At 38.6% G+C, this 16,710-nt stretch carries 12 protein-coding genes; 7 read left to right on the top strand and 5 right to left on the bottom strand.

Going from position 1 to position 16,710, the window contains the following annotated elements:
- Positions 1–8: 8 nt before the first annotated feature.
- Both ACX0HA_RS14775 and ACX0HA_RS14780 read left to right on the top strand, forming a co-directional pair.
- Positions 9–458 (top strand): FixH family protein, encoded by a 450-nt coding sequence (locus ACX0HA_RS14775; RefSeq protein WP_458846072.1) that lies wholly within the window; start codon positions 9–11, stop codon positions 456–458.
- 9 nt (positions 459–467) lie between these two features.
- Complete coding sequence (locus ACX0HA_RS14780; protein WP_458846073.1) at positions 468–1,169, top strand: sulfite exporter TauE/SafE family protein; 702 nt, start codon at positions 468–470, stop codon at positions 1,167–1,169.
- A gap of 29 nt (positions 1,170–1,198) precedes the next feature.
- On the opposite strand, the gene hemN is transcribed toward ACX0HA_RS14780, so the two are convergent.
- The 3 genes from hemN to ACX0HA_RS14795 form a co-directional block, all read right to left on the bottom strand.
- Positions 1,199–2,563 (bottom strand): oxygen-independent coproporphyrinogen III oxidase, encoded by a 1,365-nt coding sequence (gene hemN / locus ACX0HA_RS14785; protein ID WP_458846074.1) that lies wholly within the window; start codon positions 2,561–2,563, stop codon positions 1,199–1,201.
- Positions 2,564–2,662: 99 nt separating this feature from the next.
- The gene (locus ACX0HA_RS14790) at positions 2,663–3,988 is read right to left on the bottom strand and encodes a sensor histidine kinase (protein ID WP_458846075.1); all 1,326 of its coding nucleotides are present in this window, start codon (positions 3,986–3,988) and stop codon (positions 2,663–2,665) included.
- 3 nt (positions 3,989–3,991) lie between these two features.
- A complete protein-coding gene (locus tag ACX0HA_RS14795; RefSeq protein WP_458846076.1) occupies positions 3,992–5,338 on the bottom strand; it encodes a sigma-54-dependent transcriptional regulator in 1,347 nt (448 codons plus the stop codon).
- Positions 5,339–5,481: 143 nt separating this feature from the next.
- Between ACX0HA_RS14795 and ACX0HA_RS14800 the strand changes: the two genes are divergently transcribed.
- The 5 genes from ACX0HA_RS14800 to ACX0HA_RS14820 all read left to right on the top strand — a co-directional run bounded on the left by ACX0HA_RS14800 (position 5,482) and on the right by ACX0HA_RS14820 (position 13,808).
- Positions 5,482–6,723 (top strand): efflux RND transporter periplasmic adaptor subunit, encoded by a 1,242-nt coding sequence (locus ACX0HA_RS14800; protein WP_458846077.1) that lies wholly within the window; start codon positions 5,482–5,484, stop codon positions 6,721–6,723.
- Positions 6,724–6,812: 89 nt separating this feature from the next.
- Positions 6,813–7,517, top strand: a complete 705-nt coding sequence (locus tag ACX0HA_RS14805) for an ABC transporter ATP-binding protein (RefSeq protein WP_458846078.1) — start codon at positions 6,813–6,815, stop codon at positions 7,515–7,517.
- Positions 7,518–7,568: 51 nt separating this feature from the next.
- Positions 7,569–9,983, top strand: a complete 2,415-nt coding sequence (locus tag ACX0HA_RS14810; RefSeq protein WP_458846079.1) for an ABC transporter permease — start codon at positions 7,569–7,571, stop codon at positions 9,981–9,983.
- 2 nt (positions 9,984–9,985) lie between these two features.
- Positions 9,986–12,412, top strand: coding sequence for an ABC transporter permease (locus tag ACX0HA_RS14815; RefSeq protein ID WP_458846080.1), 2,427 nt, complete (start codon positions 9,986–9,988; stop codon positions 12,410–12,412).
- Between the two features lie 73 nt (positions 12,413–12,485).
- Complete coding sequence (locus tag ACX0HA_RS14820; RefSeq protein ID WP_458846081.1) at positions 12,486–13,808, top strand: TolC family protein; 1,323 nt, start codon at positions 12,486–12,488, stop codon at positions 13,806–13,808.
- A 52-nt stretch (positions 13,809–13,860) separates the two neighbouring features.
- Here ACX0HA_RS14820 and ACX0HA_RS14825 read toward each other — a convergent pair whose 3' ends face one another.
- Both ACX0HA_RS14825 and ACX0HA_RS14830 read right to left on the bottom strand, forming a co-directional pair.
- On the bottom strand, positions 13,861–15,579 hold the full coding sequence (locus ACX0HA_RS14825) for a HAMP domain-containing sensor histidine kinase (protein ID WP_458846082.1): 1,719 nt from the start codon (positions 15,577–15,579) through the stop codon (positions 13,861–13,863).
- A gap of 2 nt (positions 15,580–15,581) precedes the next feature.
- Entirely contained in the window at positions 15,582–16,709 is a 1,128-nt protein-coding gene (locus ACX0HA_RS14830; RefSeq protein WP_458846083.1) for a sensor protein KdpD, read from the bottom strand.
- Between the last annotated feature and the right edge of the window lies 1 nt (position 16,710).

A 16,710-nucleotide genomic window follows, 5' to 3' on the forward strand; every position in this document is an offset into this window, starting at 1 on the left:
CGAACATTATGAAAATAAATTGGGGAACAGGAATAATAATAGCATTTGCACTATTCATGAGCTTTATACTCTTTTTTGTATTCAGGGTACAAAGCGATTCTAAATATGATAACGAACTGGTAGTGGAAGATTACTATAAACAGGAAAGAGTACTGCAGGACGTGCTCAATAAAGAAGAAAATGCAGCAAAGCTTCCTCAAAAAGTAACAATTGAGGATACTAAAGATGGTGTCCTGATAGTATTTCCGTCAGGCTTTAACCCAAAAGATATAAAAGGAAAAGTGTCCCTTTACAGGCCGTCTAACCAAAAGTTAGATAATGATTTCCGGATATCATTATCTACGTCTAATCTGCTCATACCTAAAAGTGATTTGGCAGGCGGCCGTTGGGACATCATTGTCGACTGGCAATATGAAGGTAAAAACTATCTTAATAAAGAGATACTTACTTTAAAATAGAGAATAAAGATGCTTTTTTCAGCACTTATATTAGGTTTGTTATCAAGCCTGCACTGTATAGGCATGTGTGGCCCTATAGCTATGATGCTCCCGCTTGACAGGAGCAACGAGGCTAAAAGGGTAATACAATTATTGCTGTATCATACAGGCAGGCTTTTTTCTTATGGTACATTAGGATTGGTTTTTGGAATTGTGGGTAAAGGCCTTTATTTAGCCGGGCTTCAGCAGCAATTATCGATTATTGCAGGCATTGCTATAATTGCCATTGTGATGATTCCTGAACGAAAATTTGTGCAATACAATTTTTCTAAACCGGTTTATCGAATCATATCTAAAGTAAAAACCGGGCTGGGCAGAAGGTTGAGGCAAAAAAGCAACAAAGCCTTTTTTATGGTTGGATTGTTAAATGGCTTTTTACCCTGCGGACTTGTGTATGCTGCGTTATTTGGAGCTATAGCAATGCAGAGTGTAGGATATGGTTCATTATATATGATGTTTTATGGTATAGGTACTATCCCATTAATGAGCCTGGTTGTTTTAGCCGGTGGAATTTTTACGCCTTTACAGCGTAACACTTTAAACAAACTGGTACCTTATGCAATGGCATTTATGGGTATGCTTTTTATAGTCCGCGGACTCGGATTGGGAATTCCATTCCTCTCACCATCTGATATGAATTTATTTGTGCAGCAGGCACCTGTTTGCAAATAAAAAAGTCTCCTGATAAGGAGACTTTTTTATTAAATGACCATCGAGAATAGTTGGGTTTCCGGTACTTTTCTTCGCATCCTTAAATCAAATGCCATACATATGTTTCTTACAAAGGGCTTGCCTTTATCGGTAACTTTAATGCAGTTTTTGTTGTATTCTATCAAACCATCATTCTTCATTTCTTCGAGGCTTAAAATGATAGTAAGCAATTCAGGCAGATATTCATCTTCATTATGCCATGAGGTTTTAAAGCTGCACATAAGATTCAATATATGTTTGCGTATAATCAGATCTTCATTGGTAAGTATATGCCCTCTGTAAACAGGCAGTTCATTCTCTTCAATTCTCATGTAATAATCTTCAAGGCTTTTTTCGTTTTGGGCAAAACCATACCAGCTGTCGCTTATTGCCGATACACCCAGACCAATCATAAGTTGGGTTTTAGAAGAATTATATCCCATGAAATTCCGGTGCATTTTGCCCTGTTCATAAGCTTTGTAAAGGCTGTCGTTTTCGAGTGCAAAATGATCCATTCCCAGTTCATGATATCCTTCTTTATTGAGTATCATTTTTCCTATTTCATAAAGCCTTCTTTTTTCTTCATCTTTAGGTAGGTTATTTTCATCATAACCACGTTGCCCGTTACCTTTCATCCACGGTGTATGGGCGTAGCTGTAAAAAGCGATACGGTCCGGCTCAAGTGCTTTAGTTTTTTCAATGGTGTCTATCATGCTCTCCATGGTTTGAAAAGGTAACCCAAACACCAGATCATGGCTTACTGAGGTGTAACCTATCTCCCTGGCTAACAGCGTTACATTTGCCACATTACTGAAGGGTTGTATCCTGTTGATAGCTTTCTGTACTTTTTCATCATAATCCTGCACACCAAAGCTCACACGTCTGAAACCAAGATTATATAATACCTGTAAATGCTCTCTGGTAGTATTATTTGGATGTCCCTCAAAGCTAAACTCATACCCGGGAGCTGGAATGGCAAGTTCAAATATGCCTTCAATCAGTTTTTTAAGGTTTTCGGGGCTAAAGAAAGTAGGTGTACCTCCACCAAGATGCAGCTCTTTTATAAGCGGCCTTGCTTTAAATTGATTCCTGTATATGGCCCATTCTTTAAGAACGGCTTTTAAATAAGGAATTTCAGTGTCATGTCTTTTGGTGATACGCTTGTTGCATCCGCAAAAGGTACACATGCTTTCGCAAAAAGGCAGGTGTATGTAAACACTTATGCCTTCTTTGGTATTACTTTCATTAAAGGAGCGGATAAAATTTTCTTTCCATACTTCGCCGGAAAAACCACCGTTGTCCCAATAAGGAACGGTAGGGTAGCTAGTATATCTGGGGCCGGGGACGTTATATTTTTGCAGTATTGAATTACACATAACTTTGGTTTTAGTGTAACAAAGCTATGCTCATTGCGGAAGAAAAAGAATGACAATTATCAGTTTTGAATTGTCATTTCACTAACGGCTAAATCATTACTACAACAAAGACAGTAAGAAGGTTGTTCCCTCATTTTCATTTTTAAAGCTTAGATAACCTCCGTGAGCTTCAATAATATTTTTAGATAAAGTAAGGCCTATCCCGGCGCCGTTAGTACGCGTAGTAAAGAAAGGAAGGAATATCTTGTCTTCAATTTCCTTATCAATACCTGAACCGGTATCAGAAATGCTGATAAAGGTTCTGTCGTTCTTTACTTCGGTACTTATGCTTATTTCCTTTATTGGCTTCGTTTCAAGTGCATACATGCTGTTGGTTAGCAGATTGATAAGCGCCTGTTCCATCTGGTTAGCATCGGCCATGATCCAGCGATTAAGGCTGATGTTGCTGTTTATGGTAATGCCTTCATTTTTGAACAGTGGCATCATAACTGCAAGTGTGTCCTCTATTAGTTTACTGACCTCTATCCTTTCTTTTTTAGGAGATGGAAGCATTGCCAGTTTGCGGTAACTCTCGATAAAGTTTTGCAGATGGTCGCTGCGGTGTATCATGGTATTTACACTCTGCCTGATATCTTCAATATCTTCATGGGATAATGTCTCCTGCTGAATAAGTTCGTTGAGATTTTGGGTCAGCGAACGTATAGGTGTTATGGAGTTCATCAGCTCATGTGAAATTACTTTCATGAGGTTTATCCAGGCCTCTTTTTCCTTTTTAGCTACTATTTTTTGGATAGAGTCTAAAAGTATTATGTAATACTCCTGCCCAAAAGTGGTACTCTTTGAGGTTTGCAACATATAGGTTTGAGTTTCTTCACTATCAATGCGTATCTGCACTGAAGTACGAAAATCTTCAAAGCTTCTTTCTTCTATGATGGCGCAAAGTGCCGGGAGTTGGTTTTTAAGGTATTTCCATTTAGATACCTTCGGTGTTTGAAAATGGCCTGAGAAGTATTCGTTCATTAGAAAGATGCTCCATCCATCGCTTTCTTTATGCAAAATAACAACACCGGTCTCAATATTATTGAGGATAGAACGGTAAACAAGGTCTTTAGTTACCTGTTCATGTTGGCGGCTTTTAAGAGTATCATAGAGCCTGAAGAGATTTTTGTAATTATCAAAGTTACTGTGTCTTGAAAAATCGGCAGTAAAGTCGTTGTTGAGTATAGCTGTAATGGTTTTATCATAAAACAGGTAGGTACTCCTGATGAAAGAGAAGAGCTCAAAAAATAGCATTATACAAACTACGAGACAAAAGAAAGCAGTATAGTACAGGCTGTTTACTATTGCATAAAGGCCTATGCCTCCTGTTATCATTATGAGCAGCAGGCGGAGAAAGAATAATTGATATATCTTTAGTGATTTCATGCGCTATTTTTTACCCAGTTCATACTTATCCATTCTTCTATATAAAGCGGCGCGTGACAACCCTAACTCTTCCGCTGCTTTGCTGATATTATGGCCATGCTTTTGAAGGGCTTTTTCAATCGCTGACTTTTCCATATCTGATAATTGTGCATCTTGTGGAGCATCCTGTTCTGTAATTTCATCCAGGTCAAGATCAGAAGAGGTAATACTATCATTATCGCACAAGATCACAGCACGTTCTATGCGGTTTTCCATCTCACGGATATTACCATTCCAAATGTGCCTCTCTATTTGTTTCATGGCTTCGGCTGCCAGATTGATATCGTTACGATCATATTTTGCAGCCATCTTGTTTAACAGAAATTGAGCTAATGCTGTCAAATCTTCCTTGCGTTCCCTAAGCGGAGGCAGTGTAATTTCCATGGTATTAATACGATAATACAAATCTTCCCTGAAGTTTTTTTGAGAGGCCAGTTCTTTAAGGTCAGCATTGGTTGCAGTAATAATTCGCACATTGAGCGGGCGTGCTTTGGATTCACCCAATCTTGTAACCTGTTTATTTTGTATAACCTGTAATAACTTGGATTGCAGGTGTAGTGGTACATTTCCAATTTCATCGAGGAAAATAGTGCCATTATTGGCAGATTCAAAACGTCCGGCAGTATCGGTCTTTGCGTCGGTAAAAGCTCCTTTAGCATAGCCAAAGAGTTCACTCTCAAAAATATTATCATTAAGCGAACCAAGATCTACGTGAACGAAAGGCTGCGATGCTCTTTGGGAAGTTTGATGTATATGGTTGGCCATTACATACTTTCCGGTTCCGTTTTCACCGAGTATAAGCACGTTAGCATCGGTTTTTGCAACTTTTTCTGCCAATGCATAAGCACGTTTAATGGCAGCTGACTCACCAATAAAAAAACTGTCTTTTTCGGTTTTTTTTGCTTCCTGTTTTCTTTCACGGCGGCTTTCATTTACTGCTGATTTTACGGTCTCTATTAGTTTGTCGTTTTCCCACGGTTTCAGCAGGTAATCGAATGCCCCAAGTTTCAGTCCTTCGACAGCTGTTTCTAGTTTACCAAAAGCTGTCATAAGTATCACGACAGTTTGTGGCGAGAAGGTTTTTATCTCTTTCAGAAGGTAAATTCCTTCGCGTCCGTCTTCGAAGCCAATGCGGTAGTTCATGTCCAGAAGTACCACGCCTATTTGGTTTTCGGATAGTGTATTGATGGCTTTTTTAGGTTCGTTGAGGGTAAAAATTTGCTCGAAATGTTTTTTCAAGACCATTTTAGCAGCAAAAAGTATGTCTTCCTGATCATCAATGATTAAAATGCTGGCCTGTGTTTTTTTCATCAATTGTACGGTTTCGGACAAACACTGTCCGATATCGGACAGTAAGGTGTTTTATTGGTTAATGTAATTGGTTGTTTTTTAAGTGTTTGTATTGTTTAAATGTGTGGCACAAAATTGTTATTGTGTATGCCAAACAAACATATATGGACACCGTCATTAATCGTAAAAGTAAAAAAAATAAGTATCTGCTGTTGGGCATTCCTGCATTTTTGCTACTGGGGTTTGGAGTTTATTCAGTTGCGACCAAAAAAAGCAGCCTTAGCGTTAAGAAGGGAGAAATTACTGTTAAGACAGTAGAAAAAACTTACTTTGAAGACTTCATTGTTTTTCAGGCAAAAGTAGAACCGCTTAACTCCATGCTGTTAAACGTGATTGAAGGTGGATCGATACAGGAGATATTTGTTGGCAACGGTGATTTTGTACAAAAAGGACAGCCTCTTGCAAGGCTTTATAATCCTAATACCGAGTTAAGCTATGTAACACAGGAAACTTCAATAATAGAGCAGATAAACAATCTTAATAAAGCCAAACTGGATTTAAGGAATCAGGAATTGAGCATGGCAAAAGACCTCATAGCTATCGACCACGATTATCAAGACGCTAAAAACCTGTATGATGTACAGCAGAAACTTTATAAGGAAGAGATCATCTCTAAGAATGAATGGGAGAAAACCCAGGAAAACTTCCGCTTTCAGAAAGAGAGAAAAAATATTATTCAGCAAAGTATACAGAAAGAAAAGCAGGCAAACCTTATTCAGATTAACCAAATATCGCAATCACAAGCCATCATGTATAAGAGCCTTGATATACTACGGACCAATAAGAAGAATTTTTTGGTAACTGCCCCACTTACAGGAAGGCTTACTTCTTTTGAGCCTGTGCTTGGTAAAAATTACCAGGCAGGTGAAAGTATTGGAAAGATAGATGTAATGAAAGGCTATAAGCTGGTTGCCGAAGTGGATGAGTTTTATTTGGCTAGGGTATCTGAAAATCAAAAAGGGAAAATAGATTATAAAGGCACAATGATCGATGTTGTTGTAACCAAAGTAATCCCTGAGATAAGAAGCGGCCGCTTTACCGTTGAGCTAAACTTTATGACCGATAAAGAACTCAGCCTTCAACAGGGACTTAGTTTCAGCATCAGGCTCATGCTGTCGCAAAAGGAGAAAACCCTTGTGTTGCCAAAAGGCAGGTTTAATGAGGAAACCGCAGGAAAATGGATATTTGTAGTAAATGGCAATAAGGCCGAAAGAAGAGAGATAAAGTTGGGAAGGGAAAATCCTATTTACCATGAGGTACTTGGCGGGCTCAAAGAAGGAGATAGGGTAGTAACATCGGCTTACACCGATTATAAAGAAGTAGAAGTGCTTAATTTTAGCGAATAAACTGGAGTTCAATATCAATCAAAAAAGTAGATTATTAACCAACACTTGCCGGAGGAACTAATCAATCGGAAGGCATAAAAACACTAATTATGATAAAAATAGAAAACCTTTCAAAAGTATTCAGGACAGAAGAAGTTGAAACAAACGCGTTAAGCGGCATATCTATGGAAGTAAAACAGGGCGAGTTTGTAACTATAATGGGAGCTTCGGGCTGTGGTAAATCGACTCTGCTTAATATCGTTGGATTACTTGATAACGCGTCGGGTGGAAGCTATAAGCTGACGGGGAAAGAAATAAACGGCCTTAGCGAAAGCGAAAAATCTAAAATCAGAAAAGAGAACATTGGTTTTGTATTTCAGAATTTTAATCTTATCGATGAGCTGTCGGTATATGATAATATCGAACTTCCGCTTATTTATAATAATGTGCCTTCTGCCGAAAGGAAGAAAAAGGTTGAAGCTATTGCCGAAAGGCTGAGCATTTCACACAGACTGAAACATTATCCGCAACAGCTTTCGGGCGGTCAGCAACAAAGGGCTGCGGTGGCAAGAGCACTGGTAAACGATCCTAAGATCATCCTTGCTGATGAGCCTACCGGAAACCTGGATAGCAAGAACGGTAATGAAGTAATGGAACTATTAACCGACCTGCACGCTCAGGGTGCTACCATACTTATGGTAACCCACTCTGATTATGATGCTTCTTTTTCTCAAAGGACTATCCTTATGAAAGACGGCCTGATATTAAGCGAGAAACTGAACAACAGGAATGTAGATGTTTTGGTCTCTAACTAATAAGGCCTACATAATCAATCATCAATCAAATCATTATAAAACCTACTGACCATGTTAAAGAACTGGCTTAAGATATTTTTATACAATGCAAAGAACAATAAATTCTTTACTGTTCTTAATACCTTTGGACTGAGTATTGGCATTGCCGGACTTGTATTTGCAATTTTGTACTGGAACGACGAGCAAAGCTATAACCAATGGAATCCTGAAAAGGATACAGTATTTACCGTATCTACCGATTTAGGTGAAGGCATGATTTGGCCTTTCAGTGTTTATCCGTTGGCTAAATACATGAAGGATATCCCTGAGATTGAAAAGTTTTGCTATTACAATACATGGTACTTTTCTGAAAACCTGAAATACGGGCAAAAAAAACAGCAAATAAAGATACTGGATACACAAAAAAACTTTTTTGAGTTTATTCCTTTTGAATTTGTAAAAGGCAGCATCAGTAATGCCCTTCCTGACAACAGAAGTATAGCAATTGAAGAGAAAGTGGCAGAAAACCTTTTTGGAAAAGAAGAACCTATTGGAAAAGAAATTCAATATTCTGGCCGCAAGCTGATTGTACGCGGCGTTTACAGAATACCGGGTAAGTCATCTTTTGAACCGCAAGCTGTAACCAACCTTATGGAAGATACAAGGCTTAAAGGAAACGAGGATCAATGGGGTAATTTTAATTTTGGGCTTATGCTTAAGCTTAAGTCTCCTAATCAACGTGATGCTGTTGCAAAGAAATTAGATGATCTATACCTTGAATACAGAACGAAAGTGTTTGCTAAGGAAGCCGGACTTTCTCTTGAGGAGTTCATAAAAAAACATGATGTATTAAAGAATATACCGGAACCCCTAACCGATGCAAGACTGCACTCGGTATCAGAAACGACGCCGGAGAACAGAGGTAACTATCAATTGCTGCTTATAATGGCGGGGCTATCGACACTAATCCTAATTCTTTCCATAGTAAATTATGTCAATTTGGCTACAGCTAATGCAATTAAGAGGGCTAAGGAAGTTGGTGTACGCAAGATACTTGGCGCAACAAAAAGCAATATTGTAAAGCAGTTTATTTTTGAGACCGTAATAGTAACGGTGCTTGCTATCATTCTGGCTCTGGTTATTGTTGAACTTGCATTACCTTATTACAATGAATTCCTTGATAAGTCTTTGGAAATTAACAGCGGTCAGTTTTATCTTCAGCTTATCCTGATATTCGTTATTGTGGTTATTGTAGCTGGTATCTTTCCGGCAGTATATGTATCCAATTTTGAAACGCTTAAAGTGCTTAAAGGCAACTTTGGCAGGAGCAAAAATGGTGTATGGTTACGCAACGGAATGCTTGTATTGCAGTTTGCGATTGCTTCTTTCTTTATCATAGGCTCTTATATAGTGTACCAGCAGGTTGAGTATTTAAGTAATAAAGACCTTGGTTTAAAAGGAGACCAGATTATAGAGGTTTATTACAGAAGAGAGAATTATGAGGACCCAAACATGATCTATAATCAATATAGAACAGTCAGACAGGAACTTCAAAAGATAAAAGGAGTAGAAGCAGTATCAGGAGCAGCATTTGCACTTGGAGGTAATGACGGATCTTCTTCGGGTTTTACTTATCATGACATTAATATTCAGGGAAAAAATATAGCCTATGACTTTGATATGCTGGATATGCTGGAGGTAAAGATGGTACAGGGCAGAGGGCTTTCTGAAAACATATCATCAGATACGATTGATAATATGCTTATCAATGAAACTGCCATGAAACTAATGAAAGAAAAAGATCCTTTGGGTAAAACTATCGACTGGAATGATAAAAAGCTAAAAATAGTAGGTGTAGTAAAGGATTTTCATCTTTTTGGCCCTCAAAACGAAATACCTCCAATGTCTTTCTTCCATTTAAAGACTATTGACTGGATGTCTTACAATCTGGAGAGGATATATATAAAAGTATCTAAAGATAATATGGCACAAACTATTGGGGATATTGAAAAATACTGGAGCACTAAGGTAGACGTAGAATATCCGTTCGCATATGAATTTGTAGATAAGAATTATCAGAAAACCTACCAACAGTACGTCAATCAAAAGAATTTATTCTCTCTGCTTAACGCAATTGTAATTGCTATTGCCCTTTTCGGATTGTTTGCACTGGCATCTTACAGCATACAGCGAAAAATGAAGGATATTGCTATTCGTAAGACACTGGGCGCAGAAACGAAAGTACTGCTAAAAGAGCTTTCAAAGCAGTATATTATATTCTGTATTGTTGGCTTTGCCATAGCACTGTTTCCGGTATGGATATTACTAAACAAATGGCTGGAGAATTTTGCCTACAGAGTAGGTATTACAATTGCACCATTTGTAATAGGGTTTACGGTGTTGATGGTACTTACACTGATAGTAGTACTGTCAAGAGCTTATATGGCTACCAGGGTGAATGTGCTTAAATACCTTAAATACGAATAGTTATGCTAAAGAATTGGCTAAAAGTATACTTATACCAGATAAGACACAATAAGTTCTTTACTGTACTTAACGTGTTCGGATTAAGCCTGGGTATTGCAGGATTGGTTTTTGCTATTTTGTATTGGAACGACGAACACAGCTATAATACCTGGAATCCGGGGAAAGAGCATATTTTCTTTTCGGTTTCGGATCTTGGAGAAGATAAAGTGTGGGGTTCAAGCTCTGATGCATTAGGAAATGCTTTGCCTTCGATACCGGAGGTTAAGAGTCACTGCTATATGTCGGGCTGGTACAACAGTAATATATTGAAAAGCGGTGACAAGAAGGTAATGGCAGAAAAGGTTATTGATGCGCAGGCAACATTTTTTGATTTTTTTCCTTTTCCATTTGTTGTAGGCAATCCCAAAACGGCTCTTACGCCCTCAAGTATTGCAATTAGCGAAAGTCTGGCGGTAAAATTGTTTGGCAAGACTGATGTTTTAGGCGAGGAGGTAGTATACGAAGAAAAGCCATTTACTGTAAAAGGTGTTTTTAAATTGGAAGGAAAATCATCGTATATGCCTGACATGGTAACCAACATGATTGACTGGAAACTCAATGAGAATGCCGGTAACTGGGGGAACTTCAGGTTTGCGCTGTTCATGAAGCTTAGCAATCCGCTTGATGCCGTTTTGGTTGAGAAAAAAATTGAAGGCTTATATTTTGAGAATGATACCAAAAAGAATGCTGCTAACGCAGGTATGCCTGTAGAGGATTTCGTAAAGCGATTTGGCAAGATCAAGGTATATCTTGAACAACTGAAGGAGATAAGGCTACATACCCATGCAGGTGATGTCCCTGAAGGCAAAGGCAACTATGAATTGCTGATTATTATGGTGGGACTGTCGGTAATGATACTTCTCATGTCTATAGCAAACTATGTAAACCTGGCTACTGCCAATGCCTTAAAAAGAGCAAAGGAAGTAGGCGTGCGAAAGGTTCTGGGCGCTGCCAAACGGAATATTGTAGCACAGTTTGTATTCGAATCGATGCTGACTACATTTTTTGCCATATTTCTGGCGCTTGTTATTGTGGAAGTGTCATTACCTTATTACAATAAATTTCTGGGCAAGGAATTGGTTATGAGCAGCAGTCACTTTTTTCTTCAGTTGATAGGGATCTTTATCCTGGTGATCCTATTGGCAGGCGTGTTTCCGGCAACTTATGTATCACGTTTTAAAGAGACACAGGTGCTAAAGGGTAATCTGGATAATAGCCGAAAAGGTATTTTGCTAAAGAATATTATGCTGGTGGGACAATTTGCTATTGCATCGTTTTTTATCATAGGATCTTATGTGGTATACAGTCAGGTGAATTACCTTATAACAAAAGACCCTGGTTTTAAGGCTGATCAGGTAATATCTATATACTACCGAAATCCTTATGATTTCAGGGTTCCGGGTTTCAAAAAGATGATTGCAAATCGCTATCTGCATATTAAGGAAGAATTACTTTCGATAAAAGGCGTAGAGATGGTTTCGGCCAACACTGCGGGAGTAGGCGAGGGCACTAGCTTTTATACAAGCTACGGCTACGGCGGTCATTTTTATTCGATGCAAAATATGGTAACCGACTATAACCTCCTCGAAATGCTTGAGATCAAAATGAAGGAAGGTCGAACTTTGTCGCCACAATTTGCTCAGGATACTATAAATTCGGTCATACTTAATGAAGCTGCTGTAAAGTTCATGGGAATTAAAGATCCAATGAACGCCTATGTAGACTGGCAGGATGGCATAAAGTTCAAAATTATTGGAGTTACAAAGGATTTTCATATCAACGGTCCGCAGGAAAAAATCATGCCTGTAATTATGTATCATTACAAGACTGTAGACTGGATGCTGCAAAACGCTCATAACATTTATGTGAAAATCAATCCGCAGCATGTAGAAAGTGCCACTGCCGCCATAGAAAAGCTTTGGCTTGAAGAGGTAGATTCCGACTTCCCTTTCCGTTATGATTTCATCAATAAGAATTTTCAACGCACCTATGAAAATTATATCAGGCAGCGCAACCTGTTTTCCCTACTCAATATCCTGGTAATTGTAATAGCGCTATTTGGGCTTTTCGCATTGGCCTCGTTTAACATACAGAGAAGAATGAAGGAGATAGCGATACGTAAAACGTTGGGAGCAGAAACAAAAACATTACTTAAAGAGTTATCCTGGCAGTACGTTGTATTTTGTACTATAGGTTTTACCATTGCTGTATTACCTGCATGGTTACTGTTAGATAAATGGCTTGAAAACTTTGCTTACAGGATTGATGTTTCCTGGCTGCCTTTTGCTCTTGGGTTTATTATTTTACTGACCCTGACCCTGGCTGTAGTTCTTACAAAAGCGTATGCAGCTACACGTGTTGAGGTGCTGAAATACCTTAAATACGAATAAAATTTAAAGTTAGTATTAATCAATAGTCTGGCAGGGGAGTAGTATCCCCTGCGGGCTATAACTATGGCTTATTATGAATGCTAAATCTTATATCTATATCTTCTTTTTACTGGTTACTCAACTGTCATTTTCACAGGAGATACTAACATTACAGCAATGTGTAGAAACCGGAAAGAAAAATAACCTTGACTTTCAGATCAGGCAACTGGAAATATTGAGTGCTGAAACAACTCATCGTAGTCCTGTTATGGAATACCTGCCAAAAGTTGATTTTGCAGGTACGCACAGTTACAGCATCGGTTCTACAATTGATCCGGCTACTAATACAAGGGTTAGCTCTAATATCCAGTCTGATAATTTTGCGATTAACGCCAGCATGAATCTTCTTGATTTTAATGTATTCACTGCCGCCCGCCGTAATAAGATAGCTGTGCTTAAATCCAGGGCCGATAAAGAAGCTACGGCAGCGGAATATTCATTATCAATACTGGAAAATTATTTCTCGGCATTATACACACAGGAATTGCTTAAGATACGTCTCAATCAGTTCGAGAATGCTAAATTTAATATGAAAAGAATAGAAAAGGAAGTTGAAATTGGCAGCAAACCAAAGAGTGACCTGTATGACATGCAAGTGAGCTATGCTCTCGAAGAAAATGGCATCACCGAAACACGGCAGACATTATATAATCAAAAACTGATTCTTATACAATTAATGAATGTACAGGGTATGATGCCTGATGGTATTATACTCGAAAACCCGGGTGAATCAGGAAGTTTGGCACCGATTGAGAGTACTGCCTATGAAAATGCCCTGAAGAATTATCCAAAAATACAATCGGTACTATTTGCTGAAGAGATTGCAAAAAAACAAATAACCATAGAAAAGAATGGATTTCTGCCGATTTTGAGTGCTTATTACAGCTATTCATCATTTTATTACCTGCCCTTAGATCAGCCAGGTAACCAAAGAGTCAATCCTTTCTGGACTCAGCTTAATGACAATAAGAACCATTATATAGGTTTCCAGCTTAACGTACCTGTTTTTAATGGATTTCGTACGAGCCGTAATGTGCAATTGGCTAAAATTGAGCATAAAAAGAAAACAGTTGAAACCGAGCAGGAAAAAATTAAACTGCGTCAAACCATAGAACAGGAAACGGCCAAACAACAGCAAAATACCGAAATGGCTCTTAAGCTTGAAGATACCCGTAATTATACCGAAAAATCTTTTACGACTACCCAGTCTAAATTCACCGGTGGACTTGTGGATGCCATTGTATTTACAGCAGCAAAAAATCAATTGCTTACAGCTGAATATAATTTACTGAAGGCAAAATATACAGCGCAGTACCTTACATTAAAGCTAAACTTCCTTCAATTCAATACTTTTTAATATCAGATAGTGTATATTATAAATTCGCATATCGTGATAATTAGAAGTACGTTTAATAAGCCCTTTTAAAATTTACCATAAACCTGCTGCCTTCACCCGGATTACTTTCTACGCTTATACTGCCACCCTGGGCAGCCATAAACTCCCTGCTAATTGCAAGGCCAAGTCCTGTGCCTTCTTTTTGGTTACCGGGAACTCTGAAATACTTGTCGAATACTTTATCTAAATATTTTTCCGGAATTCCTATGCCTGTGTCCTTAACGATTATTTCTATTCTTTTGGGTAGGATAACAGCAGATATTTCCACTTTAGAATTTTCGTAAGAATATCTGATAGCATTCGAGATCAGGTTTGAAATTACCCATGTGGTTTTTTCAGCATCGGCAAGTATTTCGGGCAATGCATCAGGAATAACCGTTTCAACCAGGATATTTTTGGCCGCTGCGGCGATCTTATTGCTTTCTACAGCTTCGTTTATAAGTAAAAATGCATCGCAGGAAGCCATGTTTAAACCGGTTTTCCCGGTTTCTACCTGTGTGATATTCAACAATTCTCCTGTAGTACGAAGAAGGCGGTTGGTATCGTCTTTAATGCTGTCAACAAGGTTTTTCTGTTCCTCATTCAGCATACCCATTTTTTCATTCTCCAAAAGCTGAAGGCTCATTTTCATTGCGGCTATAGGCGTTTTGAATTCATGAGAAACGGTAGCGATAAAATTGGTTTTGGCAAAATCAAGCTCTTTATAGGCTGTTACATTGCGCAGGATGATAAATGATCCTGCCTGCCTGGTTTCTGTTTCTCCGGTTGGCGTAATGAAAATTGGTACTGCAAGTTTTTCAAAATAGCTTTCCTTATTATCGGCATATATTTTCAGCGTATCCTCGTTTTGAGAAGATTTAGAAGCCCGTTGCAATAATTTTCTAACAAGATCATTATGAAGTGCTATTTCGTTAGCATCTTTACCAATAACTTCTTCTTTTTTAAGCCCCGATATTTTTAAAGCTTCTTCGTTAATGAAAAGTATCCTGTTGTTCTCATCAAGCCCAAGTATAGGGTCGTTAAGATTGTTGATAAGCGTTTCTACACGCTTTTTCTCCATCATCAGCTTTTCGATGTTGGTTGCGCTGTATTCCTGTAGTTTCTCAGCCATGGTGTTGAATGATTTAGCCAAATCAGTAAATTCTGTATGGCCTTTAAAATAAATGCGCTGTGAATAGTTTTTGGCAGCAATCTGGCGGATGCTTTCTGTGAGGTCGCGTATAGGGTTTGCAATATATCCGGGAAGGTTTACAATAAGGGTGAACCCTATAATAAAACAAAAAGAACTCACTAGTGACATCCACATAATAGAGCTATCTGCTGTTTTTGCTGCACCATCACTCTTGCGCTGAATAGAATCCATATTCAGCTTCATAATACTGTTAAGGTCTGTCCTTACTTTTTGTTGCAGTACTGTGTTTTTTGGGTCTTTTTCTAATGCAGTAAAATCTTGTAAAAGGTCATCAGTCAATTCTTTTTCGCCAACTTCGGTTACATTTTGCTGCTGTTTTTCAAGATATTCTTTAAATCTTGCCAGGTTTGGTTCTGCTTGTTCACCATCCAGTATCTTATACATATTGCGGGAATAATCCAGCGAATGATAATTATCTGTCAGGATGTTCTTGGTCTCGCCGGCAAGCACATTTACCTGACGTATCCCGATAGCAGAGAGCACAGTTATCATCAGGAAAAGCAGGCTTACCGCTATGATGAGTTTGGTTTTTATTTTCATGATCAGGATAGGATAATCAAATCAATATCACTCGAAGATAGCTTATTTAAGAGTGCCTTAAAAATGTTAGTAGACAAAATTACTTTAAATAGTGTAATGTGGGGTTTGCCAATGCAGATGGTAGTTACTTTGCGCTGTTCTGCCTGCTGAAGTATACCGGTAGTTATGCTGTGGCTTTCTAATTTTATGACTTCTGCGCCAAGTTCGGCAGCGAGCTTAAAATTGTTGATGAGGTGACGTTGTTTGTCAAGGGCAATACGGTCTCCGCTTTCGTGCGGTGTCTGTACATAGAGTACATACCATTTGCTGTGGTAATAGTTAGCAAGCCGGGCTGTTTTACGTATTACTGTTTTTGCTGTTTTATGGTTACTGCCTATGCAGGCCATAAAACGCTCATGCTTAAATACCGATGTACCTACTACTTCGGCCTCTACTTTACGCTCTACCTGGCTTGCGACTTCTTTCAGGGCAAGTTCCCTTAACTGAAGTATATGCTCTGCTTTAAAGAAATTCTTTAATGCCGATTGTACTTTGTCTTCTGTATAAATTTTACCTTCTTTCAGGCGGGCAATGAGCTCATCGGCAGTAAGGTCGATGTTCACAACCTCATCGGCAGCTTTAAGCACGCTGTCTGGTATTCTTTCTCTTACTTCTATACCGGTTATTTGCTTTACATCATCATTAAGGCTTTCAATATGCTGAATGTTTACCGCACTAATCACATTTATGCCGGCATCTATAATATCCATTACATCCTGCCAGCGCTTTTCATTCTTACTGCCTTCAATGTTGGTATGAGCCAGCTCATCTACAATGACTACCTCAGGGCGAAGATTAATAATAGCCTGAAGATCCATTTCTTCCATATATTTTCCTTTATAGAAAATCGATCTTTTTGGGATTATGGGCAGTCCGTCCAGCAGGTCATGGGTTTCTTTTCTGTTATGCGTTTCTATAAAGCCTATCTTTACATCAATGCCATTGCGTAATAGCGTGTGCGCTTCCTGAAGCATACGAAAAGTTTTGCCTACACCGGCACTCATGCCGATGTAGACTTTAAACTTGCCTTTTCTCGATTTCTGGATCAGGTCGAGAAAGTGCTTTACATTATTTTCTTTTTCGTTATCCACA

The organism is Flavobacterium hauense, assembly GCF_054457175.1.